Annotated in this window: 16 protein-coding genes; 12 read left to right on the top strand and 4 right to left on the bottom strand. The window is 67.5% G+C overall.

All coding sequences use genetic code 11. The features are described from left to right. Positions 1–901 (bottom strand): alpha-ketoacid dehydrogenase subunit beta (locus GKO32_RS26275; protein WP_312868557.1); only part of this gene is annotated, 901 nt, incomplete at its 3' end. A gap of 236 nt (positions 902–1,137) precedes the next feature. Between GKO32_RS26275 and GKO32_RS26270 the strand changes: the two genes are divergently transcribed. Continuing rightward, positions 1,138–2,391, top strand: coding sequence for an IS110 family RNA-guided transposase (locus tag GKO32_RS26270; RefSeq protein ID WP_246244699.1), 1,254 nt, complete (start codon positions 1,138–1,140; stop codon positions 2,389–2,391). A 17-nt stretch (positions 2,392–2,408) separates the two neighbouring features. Here GKO32_RS26270 and GKO32_RS26265 read toward each other — a convergent pair whose 3' ends face one another. After that, positions 2,409–3,509: a thiamine pyrophosphate-dependent dehydrogenase E1 component subunit alpha gene (locus GKO32_RS26265; protein ID WP_154759579.1), complete on the bottom strand. Its 1,101-nt coding sequence runs from the start codon at positions 3,507–3,509 to the stop codon at positions 2,409–2,411. Between the two features lie 228 nt (positions 3,510–3,737). On the opposite strand from GKO32_RS26265, the gene GKO32_RS26260 reads away from it, so the two are divergent. Beyond that, the gene (locus tag GKO32_RS26260) at positions 3,738–4,241 is read left to right on the top strand and encodes an Lrp/AsnC family transcriptional regulator (protein ID WP_166459739.1); all 504 of its coding nucleotides are present in this window, start codon (positions 3,738–3,740) and stop codon (positions 4,239–4,241) included. Positions 4,242–4,258: 17 nt separating this feature from the next. On the opposite strand, the gene GKO32_RS40265 is transcribed toward GKO32_RS26260, so the two are convergent. Together GKO32_RS40265 and GKO32_RS40260 are read right to left on the bottom strand one after the other, a co-directional pair. After that, positions 4,259–4,918, bottom strand: coding sequence for a FadR/GntR family transcriptional regulator (locus GKO32_RS40265; RefSeq protein ID WP_154759577.1), 660 nt, complete (start codon positions 4,916–4,918; stop codon positions 4,259–4,261). A 13-nt stretch (positions 4,919–4,931) separates the two neighbouring features. Next, positions 4,932–5,744: a FadR/GntR family transcriptional regulator gene (locus GKO32_RS40260; RefSeq protein WP_154759576.1), complete on the bottom strand. Its 813-nt coding sequence runs from the start codon at positions 5,742–5,744 to the stop codon at positions 4,932–4,934. Positions 5,745–6,026: 282 nt separating this feature from the next. Here GKO32_RS40260 and GKO32_RS26245 point away from each other — a divergent pair, with 282 nt between their 5' ends. The 10 genes from GKO32_RS26245 (at position 6,027) to GKO32_RS26200 (ending at position 15,523) form a co-directional block, all read left to right on the top strand. Next, the gene (locus tag GKO32_RS26245) at positions 6,027–6,953 is read left to right on the top strand and encodes a fumarylacetoacetate hydrolase family protein (RefSeq protein ID WP_166459738.1); all 927 of its coding nucleotides are present in this window, start codon (positions 6,027–6,029) and stop codon (positions 6,951–6,953) included. 274 nt (positions 6,954–7,227) lie between these two features. Further along, positions 7,228–8,217, top strand: a complete 990-nt coding sequence (locus GKO32_RS26240; RefSeq protein WP_154759574.1) for an amidohydrolase family protein — start codon at positions 7,228–7,230, stop codon at positions 8,215–8,217. Between the two features lie 5 nt (positions 8,218–8,222). Beyond that, positions 8,223–8,651: a NifU family protein gene (locus GKO32_RS26235; RefSeq protein WP_154759573.1), complete on the top strand. Its 429-nt coding sequence runs from the start codon at positions 8,223–8,225 to the stop codon at positions 8,649–8,651. Next, entirely contained in the window at positions 8,648–9,661 is a 1,014-nt protein-coding gene (locus tag GKO32_RS26230) for an ABC transporter substrate-binding protein (RefSeq protein ID WP_154759572.1), read from the top strand. Before GKO32_RS26235 ends, GKO32_RS26230 begins: the two co-directional genes overlap by 4 nt. Then, on the top strand, positions 9,658–10,527 hold the full coding sequence (locus GKO32_RS26225; protein ID WP_154759571.1) for an ABC transporter permease: 870 nt from the start codon (positions 9,658–9,660) through the stop codon (positions 10,525–10,527). Before GKO32_RS26230 ends, GKO32_RS26225 begins: the two co-directional genes overlap by 4 nt. Beyond that, positions 10,494–11,303, top strand: coding sequence for an ABC transporter permease (locus GKO32_RS26220; RefSeq protein WP_154759570.1), 810 nt, complete (start codon positions 10,494–10,496; stop codon positions 11,301–11,303). Before GKO32_RS26225 ends, GKO32_RS26220 begins: the two co-directional genes overlap by 34 nt. Continuing rightward, on the top strand, positions 11,300–12,193 hold the full coding sequence (locus tag GKO32_RS26215; RefSeq protein ID WP_246244697.1) for an ABC transporter ATP-binding protein: 894 nt from the start codon (positions 11,300–11,302) through the stop codon (positions 12,191–12,193). Before GKO32_RS26220 ends, GKO32_RS26215 begins: the two co-directional genes overlap by 4 nt. Next, entirely contained in the window at positions 12,190–13,974 is a 1,785-nt protein-coding gene (locus GKO32_RS26210; protein WP_154759569.1) for an FAD-dependent monooxygenase, read from the top strand. The genes GKO32_RS26215 and GKO32_RS26210 overlap by 4 nt, the downstream gene beginning before the upstream one ends. Continuing rightward, positions 13,971–15,080 (top strand): amidohydrolase family protein, encoded by a 1,110-nt coding sequence (locus GKO32_RS26205; RefSeq protein ID WP_154759568.1) that lies wholly within the window; start codon positions 13,971–13,973, stop codon positions 15,078–15,080. The genes GKO32_RS26210 and GKO32_RS26205 overlap by 4 nt, the downstream gene beginning before the upstream one ends. Further along, complete coding sequence (locus GKO32_RS26200; protein ID WP_154759567.1) at positions 15,077–15,523, top strand: DUF59 domain-containing protein; 447 nt, start codon at positions 15,077–15,079, stop codon at positions 15,521–15,523. The genes GKO32_RS26205 and GKO32_RS26200 overlap by 4 nt, the downstream gene beginning before the upstream one ends. The last annotated feature ends 158 nt before the right edge of the window (positions 15,524–15,681 follow it).

The following is a 15,681-nucleotide window of genomic DNA, read 5'->3' as shown; positions in this document are numbered from 1 at the left end:
CGGGTGGGTAGGGCAGGTTGTAGGAGCCGACCTGGAGGACCGGCGCCTTGAGTTCGGGGAAGCAGGTTTCCGTCACCCGCGCGGCGATCTCCGAGCCGAGGCCTCCGGTCGTGGCCGCCTCGAGCACGGTGATCAGGCGCCCCGAGCCACGTACGGCCCGGGTCAGGGTCTCGATGTCCAGCGGCGAGAGGGTGCGCAGGTCGACGACCCCGACCGAAACACCGTCCTCAGCGGCGGCGTCTGCGGCCGCCACGGCCGTCGCGACGCTGGGCCCGTGGGCCGCGAGCGTGCAGTGCGTGCCCTTCCGGAGCACGCGGGCGCGGTCGAGCGAGGCAGGAGCGGCGTTCAGGTCGACCTCCTCCTTGTCCCAGTAACGCCGCTTCGGCTCGTAAAAAACCACGGGATCGTCGCACGTCACGGCCGCCCGCAGCAGGCGGTAGGCGTCCGCGGGAGTCGCGCACGACACGACCCGTAGTCCAGCCGTATGCACGAAGTACGCTTCGTTCGATTCGCTGTGGTGCTCCACCGCCCCGATGCCGCCGCCGCACGGGATCCGGATGACGATCGGCAGGGCGATCCGGCCACCGGAGCGGGCCCGCATCTTGGCCAGCTGGCTCACGATCTGGTCGAACGCCGGGTAGACGAACCCGTCGAACTGGATCTCGCAGATCGGGCGGTAACCGCGCAGAGCCAATCCGATAGCCGTTCCGACGATGCCGGATTCGGCAAGCGGCGAGTCGACGACCCGTGACTCGCCGAACTCCTTCTGCAGCCCGTCGGTGACCCTGAAAACCCCGCCGAGCCGGCCCACATCCTCGCCGACGACCACGACCCGGTCGTCGTCCCTCATGGCCCGCCGCAGTCCCTCGTTCAACGCCCTGCCGAGGGTCAGGACGGTCACTAGGGCACCATCCTTCCTACGAGGTTGTTGGATGACCTTGTAGGAGCTCGGCGAGGGTCGGGAGATGGCTTGGGTCGGTCGCCCTTCGAGGGCCACGATGACACCGCCACTCCCGATCCTTGCCGGGGCTGCCGACCGGCCACAGGGAGAAGCGCCGCAGAGCGCCAGTTAGTGACCACCCGGCACACAGCCCCGCTCGTCGAGTCACGTCGCTGCCACCGCAAGGAGAGTTGTTGTTGTCCCCCAACGCTATGGGAGCCTTGTTCTTCGTCGGGATCGACTGGGCCGCGGCCACCCACGCGGTGTGCGTGCTGGACGCCACCGGCCAGAAGATCGCCGCGTTCACAGTCGAGCACTCCGCCGACGGCCTGGCCGGCCTGGTGCGCCGCCTGGCCCGGCTCGGCGAACCGGACACCATGCCAGTGGCCATCGAACGCCCGGACGGGCGCCTGGTCGATATCCTGCTGGAGGCCGGGCACCCCGTCGTGCCGGTCAAACCCCACGCGATCAAGACGTGGCGAGAATCCGAAGCCGGCTCCGGCGCCAAGTCCGACCCCGGTGATGCCGAGGTCATCGCCGACTACCTGCGCTGCCGCCAACGCAAACTGACCGTGGCCGTGCCCTACTCGGCCGAAACGAAGGCACTGCGCACGGTAGTCCGTACCCGCGGCGACCTGGTCGACATGCGGGTCGCCGCGACCAACCAGCTCGCCGCGCTGCTGGACGCGCACTGGCCCGGCGCCAAGGCCATCTTCGCCGACATCGAGTCGCCGATCGCGCTGGAGTTCCTGACCCGGTACCCGACTGCCCGGCACGCGGTGGGCCTGGGTGCCAAGCGGCTGGCCGCGTTCTGCGCCAAGCACGGCTACTCCGGCCGCCGCAGCGCTGATCAGTTGCTGACCCGGCTGCGGGCCGCCCCGACAGGCACCACCGACCAGACCCTGTGCGAAGCCCTCCGCGACGCGGTGATCGCTCTGGTCACCGTCCTCAAAGCCCTCGGCGCCGCGCTGAAAGACATCGGCCGCAGTGTGACCGCCACACTCGGGGAGCACCCGGACGCCGAGATCTTCACGTCGCTGCCAAGGTCTGGTCAGATCAACGCCGCCCAGATGCTCGCCGAGTGGGGCGATGCCCGCCCAGCCTACGCAGGACCGGAATCGGTGGCCGCGCTGGCCGGCGCCACACCCGTAACCAAGGAGTCCGGCAAACACCGCGCCGTGCACTTCCGGTGGGCCTGCAACAAACGCTTCCGCCAGGCGATCACCACCTTCGCCGACAACAGCCGCCACGAATCGGCTTGGGCCGCCCAGGTCTACACCAACGCCCGCGCTCGCGGCCTGGACCACCCGCACGCCGTGCGTGTCCTGGCCCGCGCCTGGATCCGCGTCATCTGGCGTTGCTGGATCGACCGAATACCCTACGACCCGGGCCGGCACGGCAACGCCGTACGACTTGCAGAATCCGGGCAACCAACACAGGTTGCCGCCTGAGGTTGACACAGGGAGTGTCATCGGATGCTCACCTCGGCCAGCCGCCTTTGATGGTCGTCGAATGCCTGCTTCTCCCGCTGGATCACCGGATGGGGATCGACGAACACCTGGTCGAAGAGCCCGCTCAGGTCGGGAGCCGGGAGGGCACGGCATGCCGCCCGGGTCTCCTGGGCCACCGCCTGCGCCTCCTCCTCGACCGCGTCGAACCAGGCCGGCTCGACCCCGAGCGCGGCGAGCAGTGTGGCCACCCTCCGGATCGGGTCGCGTGCCTCCCAGACGTCGACCTCACCGGCCGCCCGGTAGCGGCCCGGATCGTCGGAGGTGCTGTGCCCGGCCATGCGGAACGTATCCGCCTCGACGAACGCCGGTCCTTGGCCCGAGCGTACGAAAGCTGCGGCGGCGGACGTGATCGCGTGCACGGCGAGTACGTCGTTGCCATCGACGTACCAGCTGGCCAGGCCGAACCCGGCGGCTCGCCGGTGCAGGGGGGAGCCGGTCTGCTCGCCGGCCGGGGTGGAAATCGCCCACTGGTTGTTCTGGCAGATGAACAGCACCGGCACTGAGCGGGCCGCGGCCCAGTTGAGTGCCTCGTTGACGTCGCCCTGGCTCGCGGCCCCGTCTCCGAAGTAGACCGCGGTCAGCTCGTCACCGCCGGCGAGTTCGCATCCCATCGCGTATCCGGTTGCGTGCAGGGTCTGCGTGCCGAGCACCAGCGTGTAGAAGTGGAAGGCCCGGTGGTCGGGAACCCACCCGGCGTGCGTGGTGCCTCGCCACTGCGCCAGCAGCTCTCCAGGGGTGATACCCCGGCACAGGGCGGCAGCATGCTCGCGGTAGCTGGGAAAGACGTGGTCATCCTCGCGCAGGGCCCGGATGGAGCCCACCTGAGCCGCCTCCTGCCCCCAGCACTGCAGCCACAACGAAAGCTCGCCCTGGCGCTGGAGGGCAAGCGCTTCCTGGTCCAGGGCGCGGGCTCGCCGCATGTCGACGTAAAGGGCCTGCGCGAGGTCGCGGTCGACGCCGTACGCCGAGCCCTCGCGGGTCAGTTCGCCGGCCGCGGTAACAAACTGCAGTGCAGTAGTAGGACTGGGGGCAGAGAGCGGTGCGATGGGTGCGGGCATGGAGCGTCCCTAGGGGTCGATGGTGTTCGGGGTCGGTGCCCTGGATGCGACGAACCAGCGCCGCTACGGGCCTGTCATGAGCGGCCGAGTCGTCGAGCGGATGGCGGAAACGCGGTACTGGATGTCAGCCAGATGATGGTCATGGCCCGCTTGAGCGTCAAGAAGGAAGCACTAGGCTATGCACAACGTAAAGATGAGTCGGAGCAAGCGTGCAAGGAGCTGTGCGGGATGACAACAATCGACGAGCTGGACGCCGCCATCCTGGACCGGCTCGCGGCCCGCGCCCGAGCGGGCGTTGCGGAGATCGCCACCGATGTCGGCGTCAGCCGGATGACCGTGCACCACCGGCTCCGGCGCATGGAGGATGAGGGAGTGCTCCTCGGCTTGGTGCCCATGATCAGCCTCACCGCCGTGGGCTTGCCCGTCCAGGCCCTCGTCTTCCTTGAGATCGACCAGCGCATCATGGCGTCCATAGTGCAAGGCCTCCGGGCCTTGCCCGAGGTGCTGGAGGTGCGCATCCAGGCCGGTCGCGAGGACCTCCTGGTCCGAGTGGCGATTGCGTCGCTGGAGGAGTTGCAGGGACTCACGGCCGAGATCGTGGCCATCGAGGGGGTTCGCAAGACGACCTCGACGTTCACGGTGGCCACCCCGGTGCCGTTCCGCGTCCAGCCGGTGCTGGAGAAGCTCACCCGGGACGCCGGCTGGGGGAGGTCGACCCCGGCACCCGCATGATCGTCGTGGCGGGCCCGTCAGTCCCCGAGGACCAGCGCGCGAACGCAGCCGGCCAACTGCTCCGGATCCCGCGCGGAGTACGCCGCCAGAAGGCCGGCCCGGGTTCGTCTCCGGGCGGCGAGCCATGAGCGCCACGTGCGTGGGGGGCGACCGCTGACAGCAGCGACCTGCGTCGGGACCAGGCTCTCGACTAGGAAACCGCAGAGCTCGACGAGGACTGCGTGGTGGGTCGTGTCCAGCACCAGCCGCAGCAACTCGAGGTCGACTGCGGTGACCTGGTTGCCATCGTCGGCGAGCTCGGCGCGTTCGGTCACGGCGTGGAGCCTGTCGATCTCTGTGAGGGTGCCGTGCTCGATCGCCTGCATCGCAAGGTAGTCGCACAGCGGGTCGAAGAGAGGTGCCAGGTCGGCCGAGCCCAGATCGTTGAACCGGATGAGGGCCAGCAGCGGGCGCCGCAGGATGCCGTGCAGATTGGGCGCGATGTACGTGCCCGAGCCGTGTCGCACCTCGACCAGGCCGATGGCCGCCACGGCGCGGATGGCCTCGCGGACGGTCGGGCCGCTGACGCCATACCGCTGGGCCAGGTCGCGCTCGGTGGGTAGCCGGGAACCCAAGGGCAGCGCCCCCGAGCCAATGGTGTCCACGAGGTCTGCGACGATCTGGTCGGCGGCCCTCACCCCAGTTCCTCCGTCACATCGTCAGATCTACGACGGTAGCCATGGTCGGCCCCAGCCGAGGATCGGCCAACTTTATCGTGGGGTCGATCCCGAGCGCAGTCAGGTTCTCCAGACCTTTCGTGATGTAGGTCGTCAGGGCGGTGCGGAGTCGTCGCGGCTGGCGAGCCGCGACGGCATCGGTGATCTCGGCGCGCTGGGGATCCAGCCGTCCCGCCCAGTCCCGCCAGAACTCGTCGGACTGTGGAAACAGTTGCTGCTCCAAGGCCACCAGCATGTGCGCGAGGAATGTGGTGAGCGTGATCAGCAGGGGCCGGTGGGAGGCGCGCACCAACGAGAGGACGAAGTTCTCGGCGTGCGGGATGAGTTCGGTGCGCTCGCCTGCTTCAAGGATGGAGCGCGCAGAGCTACGCAGCTGTTCGATGTCCTCGTCAGTTGCGTGCGCGATGATCGAGTCGATGCCGCCCAGCAGCATCAGGGAGAACAGGTCGAGAATCTCCTGGATGGTGGCGCCCTCGAGCATGGCGATGGTCGCGAGGGCTCCCATCAGGGCGTCCTCGGGTCGCGCGGTCACGAAAGTTCCCTCGCCGTGGCGCGATTCGACCAGGCCCATGGCCGCCAGGGCCCGCGTCGCCTCGCGCACCGTCGGACCGCTGACCCCAAACTGCTCGCCGAGCGCTCGTTCGCTCGGCAGCTTCGACCCCCGTGGCAATTCGCCGCGGGCGATCTGGTCGCGCAGCGACTGGACGATGTCTCCTGCCCGGCGTGTACGCCTGAGCTGAAAGGTGGATCCGTTGGGCCACGCCGCGGGAGTGCTCCGTTCCGTCACTCCCGGATTGTAGGCGGTTTGTAACCCCGGGGCGTTCACAGTGGTGCTGGATCTTGGTGTGGCGGGACGAAAGAAATGGTGCTCGGGCTGCGGTGACACGGCCTGTCCGGCCTGGTGACGGCCACGCGGAAGACCCGGCTGAAGTCACTGCCGGGGCCGCCGGCTCATTTATACAAGATTACCTGGACATCGGGTGGATGGGGATTTTAAGGTGACGGCAGGTACGGCCGGCAGGTCGCCCGGTCCCGCATGACGGGAACGCCGAAAGTGGAGGGAGCCCCAGTGCAACTCGTGAACTTTGGTCCGGCGGGCCTGGAACGACCGGGAGTCGACTGCGGAGAGCGGATCCTTGATGTCGTCGGGGCGCTGACCCGTCGCGGTCACCATGCGGTCTCGGCGATGGTCGACCTGATCTCGCTACCGGAGTGGCGGCTGGTCGTGGACACACTCGTAACCGGGGCGACTGAAGCCGACTACGTGACGAAAGAAGGGCTGCGCCTCGGCCCGCCCGTCACCCGGCCCCCGAAAGTCCTGGTGGTCGGTGCGAACACCTATTCGCATGTGAAGGAGGCCGCGGTCGTCTCGAAGGGCCGGACGCCGAACCGGCCGATGATCGTCGCCAAGGCGAGCACGGCGGTGGTGGGGCCCTACGACGACGTGGTGTGCCCCACCGAAGCTGTCACCATGGATTACGAGGTCGAACTCGGCGTGATCATCGGCCAAGCGGCTCGACATGTGACCGTCGAGGACGCATATCGGTACATCGCCGGCTACACGGTGGTCAACGATATGTCCGACCGTAATCTCCAGACGGCCGCCCATGAGGACGTCGACTTCTACCGGGGGCACTATCTGGGCAAGAGCTACGACGGCTTCTGTCCGGCCGGGCCCGCGCTGATCACTCCCGACGAGGTCGGCGACTTGCTGGACCCTGCGTCCATCACGTTGCGCTCGTATGTCAACGACGATCTGCGCCAGGACTCCGACCTGACCGACCTGTGCTTCGGGGTACCTGAGCTCGTGTCCTACATGTCGGGCGTGATGACCCTCTTACCCGGCGATCTGATCTGCACCGGCAGCCCCGCCGGAGTGGGTGCCTTCCGGAATCCACCGGCCTACCTCCGCCCTGGCGACACCGTGCGCACCGAAGTGGGGCGGGTGGGTGTCATGGTCAACCGCATCGTCGCCCCGGGGAACCGTGCCGGCTGAGTGATCCGTGGCGCTGTCGCGTGACCCGGTGGTTCGGCGGCCTGGTGCCGCTGCCTCGGTCGTTTCGAGGTCCGGGGTCTTGACATGTGACCGCTGTAACAACTACAAACAGCAGGTCACTAGATGACCTCGCACTATCTGAGCGAGAAGAAATTACCGCGGTCAGCGGCACACATGACAGGGCGCGCCGACGGGCGCACGGGCCCGCTTCCACCGGACAGGTTCAGCGCAGGCCGAGCAGTAACACTCACCCAGAGGGCAAAGGAGCCACGACATGCGTGAGGGCGCGACGATTTTCGACAACGTCGTCCACATTCACAACCTGAGTGAGGACAACGTCATCGAGCCTATGGGCCGCCTCGCTCAGAACTTCTTTTACCGCAACCTGCGTGAAACGCGCGGTGAGGGCGTCGACTACGGCAGGTTCGCGCAGGCCTGGAGCGCTCGGGAAGTGGGCAATCTGCTCTTCCACCCCGGGTCACAGATCGACTACGCGATGGTGCAGACGGTTCCGATGTTCGACCTGTACGTCGACGGGCTGGATGCCGTCGAACGTCAGCACGAGCTGGTTCGGCTGTTCCCCGACGCCGTGGTGTTCTGCGGTGGGACCGACCCGATGCTCCGCGGGCTGAACACGGCGATGCACGACCTCGACCACCAGATCGTCGACCTGGGTGCTCGCTCCATCAAGTTCTACACCGCGCACACAGGCGGCATGTCGTGGCGGATGGACGACCCGAAGGTGGCCTTCCCGATGTACGAGCGGATGCTCGAGCACGGAGTGGACATCGCCCAAGTGCACAAGGGCAACCCGATCGGTCCCGAACCGCTGGCGGCCCTGGCTGCGCACGACGTCGGCGAGGCCGCGCTGGCATTCCCCCAGATGCGGTTCATCATCCATCACCTGGGTGTCCCGTACGAGGACGAGACGATTGCGATCGCCGCGCGCTACCCGAACATCTATCTGTCCATGTCGACGTGGATCAACTTCATCGAGGTCGCGCCTCGGCTGACTGCCGAGCGGTTGGGCAAAGCGCTGTACGGCGTGGGGTCCGACCGGATCCTGTTCGGCAGCGAGGCACCGATCGGACCGGACCCGCAGTCGCTCCTCGACGCAGTGTGGAACTTCCAGATCCCCGAAGACCTGCGGGAGGGCTACGGCTATCCGGCAATATCCGACGCCGACCGTGCCAAGATGTGCGGCGGCAACCTGCTCGATCTCCTGGGCATGCCACCGCTGGCCGAATCGGCTGTGGCGTCGTGACCGCCATGCGCGAGACGCCCCAGCCGTCGGACTACACCGACGCCGAGCTGGCGCTGGGCCTGTCGGTGCAGTCGGAGCTCAACAGCACGATCCGGCCTCTGCTGAACGTCGACGCCGGTGACGTCATGATCACCTCGGTCCATGACCACCACGTCACGCTTGAGCTCTTGGGAGGTTGCTCCCGCTGCCTGCTCAGCGCCGGGTGCATCAGCTATTCGGTGCTGAGCAGGCTCGACGAGCGGTTCGCCGCTGACGGTGCAACCTTCGAGGTGGTCAACGCGCCGGTGTCGAACAACCCGGTGCTCATCGGTCCGGCTCAGCCCGGCCACTCGCCCGCATCGGAGCGCGCTGCGACTCAGTCACAACGGCCGGACAGGACTTCTCGGGGAGACACGCAGGAAAGGACTCCTCGACGATTGGAGTACAGACAATGACGAAGCGACCAGTGCGCGAGGTGGCCTTGGTGGCCATGGCCTTCGCCCTTGCCGCGTGCGGGGCCACCGCCGGGCCCACCGATGAGGGAAACGGCGCGAGCGACGGCTCTCCCGGAAAGGCCGGCACGATCAAGGTCGGGGTGAGCCCGACGCTGTCGGCGACCTCCCTGTACCAGGCGATGGGCGACGGCGGACAGCTGAAGGACGCCGGCATCACGGTCACCACCGAGCCGATCACCTCGGGGCCGCAGGCGATTCCGCTGCTCCTGAACGGCCAGACCCAGATCACGTCTGCCGACCCGATGAGCGTAGCCGTGGCCATCTCGAAGAACGTCCCGATCGAGATCGTTGCCCAGGGCGCCGCGTTCGCAGACCGTCCGGAGCTGGACGCCACCGCCCTTGTCACCAAGGCGGGCGGGCCGGCACGCCTCACCGACCTCAAGAACGCGAAGGTCGCTGTCGTCGGGCTCAACACCATCAGCCAGCTGGGCATCCAGGCTGCTGTCGACAGCGCCGGTGGAGATTCCTCCACCATCAACGTCGTCGAGCTGCCCCTGCCCAACATGGTCGACGCGGTCAACCGCGGTCAGGTGGCGGCGGCACTCATCGCCGAGCCGTTCCTCTCGTCCGCTCTCCAAGTCGGACTGCGTCCGATGGCGAATCCGCTGTCCGAACAGATCGCCGGGGTGGGTCAGCTTGTCTACGTCGCCACCAAGAAGTGGGCGGCGGCCAACCCGGATGCAGTCCGAGGCTTCGCCACGGCGATGAAGGCCGCGAACGAGCAACTGGCCGCCGGCCCGGAACAGATCCGCAAGATCGGCGCGCGGATCACTCAGCTCACGCCGGCACAGCTGGGCCAGATCCGGCTGCCGAACTTCACGCCGTCCACTGTGGACGTGGACAAATTGCAGGGCCTGATCGACCAGATGGTCAAGTACCACTACCTGAGTTCGTCCCTGAAGGCGTCGTCCTTCGTCAATCCGGCGGCAACCGCTCGCGTAGGTCGATGATGACTTCAACACTCAAGGAATCCAGGTCGCCGCTGGTGCGGGCACTCATGCCTGGGCGTCCCCCGGCGACGCACCGAGAGCGGCGGCGGTCGAAGCGGCAGGCCCGGACGGTCGCCTCACAGCTCGTCGCCTGCCTGGCTGCTGTGCTCCTCTGGCAGATCGCGTGCTCCACGGGCGTCGTCTCGTCCACCAGCATCGCCTCACCAGTGGAGGTCGTGCGTGCCCTGGGACCACTGCTCAGGGCGAGCTCGTTCTGGGCGGCTCTGTCCGATACCCTGCAGACCTGGGCGCTGGGACTGGGCCTGTCGATACTCGTCGGGATTCCCCTCGGCCTGCTGCTCGGCGCGAGTTTTCTCGGCTACCGGCTGACCCGATTCACGATCGAGTTCTGCCGGTCGATCCCAGCCGTAGCGCTGCTCCCGCTGGCGCTGCTCCTGTATGGCGCGACTCCTCGTATGGCACTCGTCCTGGTCGTGTTCGGCTCCGTATGGCCGATCCTGGTGCAAAGCGTGTACGGCGCCCGTTCGGTGGACCGGGTGGCACGGGACATGGCGGCGTCCTACCGGATCCGCCGTCTGGACCGCGTGTTCCGCCTGCTGGTGCCGAGCGCAGGCCCACTGATGGCAACCGGCATCCGGATCGCCGCGACGATGAGCCTGCTACTGGTCATCGGTGCGGAGGTCATCGGCGGCGCTCCGGGCATCGGCCTGGAATTTCAGAACTACTCGCAGGCAGGTGACATTCCGGCGATGTTCGCCCTTGTCGTCGTGAGCGCGGTCCTCGGACTGGCTCTCAACCTCGGACTGCAAGCCACCGAGAGGAGGGTGTTGTCGTGGCACGCCGTGCACCGCGTACCCAGTCAGTAGTCCGAATCCCAGGGCTGCTGCTCCTCGAGATCGCGCTCCCCATCACGATCGTCGCGGTGTGGTGGGTGGCGAGCAAGGGCAGCCAGTCGCTCTACTTCCCGCCCTTGTCCGACATTGTCGACTCGTTCCAGAGGCTGTGGTTGTTCGACCATGTTCGATCCGATGTGATCCCGAGCCTCCGCAACCTGGGCCTCGGTTACCTCGCGGCCTGTGCCCTGGGCATCGGGCTCGGCCTGCTGCTGGGCGCGGTCCACTGGCTCGGCGACGCCCTCAGCCCGGTCGTGGAGTTTCTGCGAGCCATTCCCGGCGTGGCGCTCTTGCCGCTGGCCATCGTGCTGCTCGGGATCGAGCCGTCGATGCGGGTCGCCATCATCTGCTACGGCGCGACGTGGCCGGTGCTTCTGAACACCATCGACGGGGTGCGCAGCGTCGATCCCGTAGTCCGGGACGTCGCCGCGTGCTACCGCCTCCCGCGCCGCGACAGAATGCTGCGGATCGCCCTGCCGGCCGCCGGTCCCTACATCGTGGCCGGCATGAAGACCGCGTTGTCGTTGGGCATCACGCTCATCGTCGTGAGCGAGCTGATGGCCTCCACGGACGGCATTGGCTACGTCACGCTCCAGGCCCAGCGCAGTTTCGCGGCGACGGATATGTGGGCGGGCATCCTGCTGCTGGGCATCCTCGGGTACGTGCTCAATTTGGCTTTCCAGGGCTTCGAGAACCTCGCGCTGCGGTGGCACCACCGCATGCACCAGTCGATCAAAGGTGAAGGATGATGGAGAAGCTGGAGGCACCGGTGCTCAGTCAGGTGCGACCGAACCAGGATTCGCCGATGCCCCCGGACCGGGACGCCGCGCCGGGATCGGCGCTGCTGTCCGTGCATGAGCTCTCGAAGACCTACCGGTCCGCGGGTGCGGATCATCAGGTCCTACGGGACGTCGATCTCGATGTCCGAAACGGCGAGATCGTGTGCGTGGTAGGGGCGTCCGGCGCCGGCAAGACAACGCTGATGCGCTGTATCAGCGGTCTCCTGGCGCCGACCTCTGGCGAAGTACTCTTCGATGGTGCCCGGGTGGAACGACCACCTGCCCATCTCGCCGTCGTGTTCCAGGATTACAGCCGCTCGCTGTTGCCGTGGATGTCGGTGCTGAACAACGTCGTACTGCCCCTTCGGTCCCAGGGCTTGAGTCGTGACCGACGAACGCGGGGTGCCCGCACTGCCCTTGAGGCCGTCGGCATCCCGAGCACACACCACGGCCACTACCCCTGGCAGCTCTCGGGGGGTATGCAGCAGCGGGTGTCGATCGCCCGTGCCATCGCGTACGGCTCCAAGTTGCTCGTCATGGACGAGCCGTTCGCGTCGGTCGACGCGCAGACCCGCGCCGACCTTGAGGACTTGACGCTGGGTCTCCGTGATCGGCTCGGGGTATCGATCGTGCTTGTCACCCACGATATCGACGAGGCGGTCTATCTCGCGGACCGGGTCGTGGTCGTCGGAGGTTCCCCGGCCGGCGTCATCGAGACGGTGAGCGTTCCCCTCGGAAGCCCGCGCGATCAGATCGCGACCAAGGCGAAGCCGGAATTCGTCGAGTTGCGTGGGCACGTGTTCGAGCTCATCCGGCAATCGCTCGGCGCTTCCGCAGGAGTGGGGCAGGAGCCGTCGTGAGCACGGGCGCCGAGCAGCAGGAAATTGCGACTTCGGTTCTCGTCGTCGGTGGCGGGCCGGTGGGCTTGGCCCTCGCAGTCGGCCTCGACCGGCACGGAGTCGACTGCGTGGTCGTCGAGCGGCGAGCGGCCCCCACCGAACACCCGAAGTCGCGCGGCCTGACCTCTCGCTCCATGGAATTGTTGCGTGTGTGGGGCCTCGACGCGGAGGTGCGCGCCGGTGGACTCCAGCCGGAGCTGTCGTACGTCGGCGCGATGGGTTGGGTTCAGCACCACTGCGAGACCATCGCGGGCCGGGTTTTCGGTGTCACCAGGCCAGAGATGACATCGCACTCACCGGCCGGCAAATGCGCCGTGGCGCAAGACGTGGTGGAGCGCGTGCTCAGCGACGCCGCTGGTCGAGCACCGCGAGTCGACCTGCGGCGCGGTCACGAATTTCTTGATATCGAGGTACACGAAACCGGGGTGGTGGCGCGCGTCCGCCGGCTCGCGGACGGCCGTACGGTGCGGGTCCGGGCTCGATACCTCGTCGCGTGCGACGGCGCGAGCAGCGTCGTACGCGAGCGCGTGGGGGTGCCGACGACGGGGCCCGGCGTGCTCGCAGACATGGTCAGTTACTACTATCGCGCGGACACAGCGCACCTTCCACACGCCCACACGACTTCGGTCTTCATGGTCTACCCCGACGACCCCACCGTCCAACCTGGGCCGGTCCTGGCGAGTGACCCCACGGCTCAGCGCTGGCTGTATCTCCAGCGCCTCGAGAGTCCCGAGCAACCGGCTCTCACCGAGTCCGAGCTGGTTCGCACGGCGCGGGGCCATTGGGGGATCCCTGATTTGGCAGTGATCCCGCTCAAGACCATCCGCTGGCAGATACGCGCCGCTGCGGCGGCGACGTTCCGGACCGGACCGGTATTGCTCGCCGGCGACGCGGCGCATTGCGTGCCCCCGACCGGTGGACTCGGGCTCAATACCGGGCTGCAGGACATCCAGAACCTGGCCTGGAAGCTCGCCGCGGTCGCCAACGGGATCGCGGACGACGCCCTGCTGGACACGTACGACGCGGAGCGTCGACCGGTTGCCGAGGCCGTCCTCGAGTGGTCGGTGTCCAATTACCGGAGGCTGATGGTCGAAGCACCTGTCGCGGCCGGGTCGCGGACCACCGATCCTCAGCGGTGGCGCCGGCTCATCGTGGACACCGACAACCACACACATTGCGAGGGCATGTCGATGGGCTACGTCTACCGCAGCGATGCTGTGGTAGACGACGGCAGCCCGCTGCCCGCACCCGATGCCCGCCATTACTGGCCGACCGACCGGCCGGGGGCCCGCTTTCCTCACATGTGGCTCGATGTGGGGGAGACCGCGTCGACCATCGACTGGTTCGACACCGAGTTCGTCCTGGTCTGCGGCACCGAGGCGAGCGCGTGGTCCGCCGCCGGCGAAGCGTACGCGGGGAACGGACAGATCCCACTGGTCGTACGCACCCTGCCGTTCATGGCGCTCCCGGTCGACATCGGCACGGACGGTGCGGTGCTCGTGCGTCCGGACGGGCACGTGGCCTGGCGCTCCCTCGACGCGACCGGGGCCTCCGTAGAAGCCCTGACCGCGGTCCTCGACGCGGTTCACGGTCGTGGGCGGGCCGATCTGGTCGACGCCGCTCCGGTCCGGCAGCCCAGGCCGATCCAGCCCCCGGACGTCGGGCGATCCACTTCCAGTCCCCGCGAGGAGTTCAGCAGTTCGACCACGCTCGACCGCACCCAGGCAAGGAGATCGTCGTGACCACGACCGCCACCCCCAGCGTCCGGACCGCTACCCGGCCGCTCGAGGACGTGTTCGTCATGGACTCCACCGTCCACGGCTACAACACAACCCGGGAAAACCACACGCCGGGCCCGTTTCGGGAACGAGTGGGGATGCAGTTGTCACAGATGCTCATCGACGGTCACCAGAACTTGGTGCCGGACGGCGACCCCAAGTGGACTCTCAGCAAGGAGCGGTTCCGCCGCGGCGCTGACCCCGAGCTGCTGGGCCGGGCTCTGTTCCATGAGAGCGACACCGACGTGTGCGTCTACCACGGCATCCCGCTTTACGGCATCTACCGTGACGGAGGCTCGCCGCTGTGGGTCGGGAAGGCGATGCGGGAACGGTGGCCCGGCCGAGTCGCCCTTTACGGTCCGGTGTCGCCGTGGGAGCCGGGCGCCGTGGAGGAGGTCGACCGGCTGTTGGACGAGGACGAGGTCGTCGGCATCAAGATGTACCCGATGGACATCATCCGAGGGGAGATCCACAGCTACCGCCTGGATGACCCCGAGATCGCCTACCCGATCCTGGAGCGTATCCAGCAGCGCGGCATCAAGGTCGTCGCCACCCACAAGGCCATGCCCCAGGGACAGGTGCCGAGCGAGCCCTTCGCACCCTGGGACGTCGCGGGCGCGGCATCGACATTCCCCGATCTGACTTTCGAGATCGTGCACGGCGGCATAGCCTTCCTCGAAGAAACCGCCTGGCAGATCCAACGCTTCCCCAACGTCGCGGTCAACCTCGAACAGAGCAGCGCCATTCTCATGATCCGCCAGCCCACTCGCTTTGCACACCTGCTGGGCCAGCTGCTCTTCTGGGGCGGGGAGGACCGTATCTTCTGGTCCTCGGGCGCCATCGGGCGGCATCCGCAACCATTCCTGGAGCGATTCTGGCAATTCGAGATCCCGGAACGCATGCAGGAGGAGTTCGGGTATCCGCCGCTCACCGAGGAGGTCAAGCGGAAGATCCTCGGCCTGAATCACGCCCGGCTGCTCGGCTGGGACGTCGACCAGGTCCGCTCCGGCCTCGCAGCCGACTCGATCGGTCTGACGAAGGAATTGGACGAGCCGTGGAGCGCCGCGTGACGACCCCGACCGAAGCCGACGTCAGGCACTTGCTCAATACGATCATCGATCCGTGCAGCCGCGCAGCGGGCACCCCAGCCGGGCTTGACGACATGGGCCTCGTTCTGGATGTCGAAGTGACCCACGGAGCGCAAAGCAGCGTTCGCGTGACGCTGGGGCTGACAGAGTACGGCTGTCTGATGGGTTCACCGTTCATCGCCGAGGCCTACAAGCTGTTGGAGCCGCTGTTCGGGCCGGACCGCGTCCGCGTCGAGCTGGACGGGCGATTCGAATGGAAGCCGGAGCACATGAGCCCCGGCTACCAGAAGGTTCTCGCGGCTGCGCACGTCGATGGGCGCTTGCGATTGGACCCGAGAGCACACGCCATGCCGCTGCTGATGATCGAGCCCGTCGCGTCGCAAGCCGCCAGTCGCGACCGGCGCTGTCCAACGCAGCGGCACTGAGCTGGCCGAACGAAGGGTGCGCGGATCGCAGCACCTCGAGTCGTGTGCGAGGCAGGCGGTCGACGCGTCGACCGCCTGCCTCGGCACCCGGCACGGCCAGCTGGGCCACCCCGCAGCCGCTCCCGTTTTTTCTCGCCGAGCCCCGTCCCGGATTCGAT

Source organism: Amycolatopsis pithecellobii (genome assembly GCF_009707865.1).
In the GTDB taxonomy this organism is placed as follows: Bacteria; Actinomycetota; Actinomycetes; order Mycobacteriales; family Pseudonocardiaceae; genus Amycolatopsis_E; species Amycolatopsis_E pithecellobii.
This window is presented reverse-complemented; position numbering and strand designations above follow the sequence as displayed.

Coding starts and splice junctions, on each gene's coding strand:
- GKO32_RS26235 (WP_154759573.1), top strand. CDS start 8,223: ATGCGCGAGACGCCCCAGCCGTCGGACTACACCGACGCCGAGCTGGCG.
- GKO32_RS26260 (WP_166459739.1), top strand. CDS start 3,738: ATGACAACAATCGACGAGCTGGACGCCGCCATCCTGGACCGGCTCGCG.
- GKO32_RS26230 (WP_154759572.1), top strand. CDS start 8,648: ATGACGAAGCGACCAGTGCGCGAGGTGGCCTTGGTGGCCATGGCCTTC.
- GKO32_RS26265 (WP_154759579.1), bottom strand. CDS start 3,509: ATGCCCGCACCCATCGCACCGCTCTCTGCCCCCAGTCCTACTACTGCA.
- GKO32_RS26225 (WP_154759571.1), top strand. CDS start 9,658: ATGATGACTTCAACACTCAAGGAATCCAGGTCGCCGCTGGTGCGGGCA.
- GKO32_RS26215 (WP_246244697.1), top strand. CDS start 11,300: ATGATGGAGAAGCTGGAGGCACCGGTGCTCAGTCAGGTGCGACCGAAC.
- GKO32_RS26240 (WP_154759574.1), top strand. CDS start 7,228: ATGCGTGAGGGCGCGACGATTTTCGACAACGTCGTCCACATTCACAAC.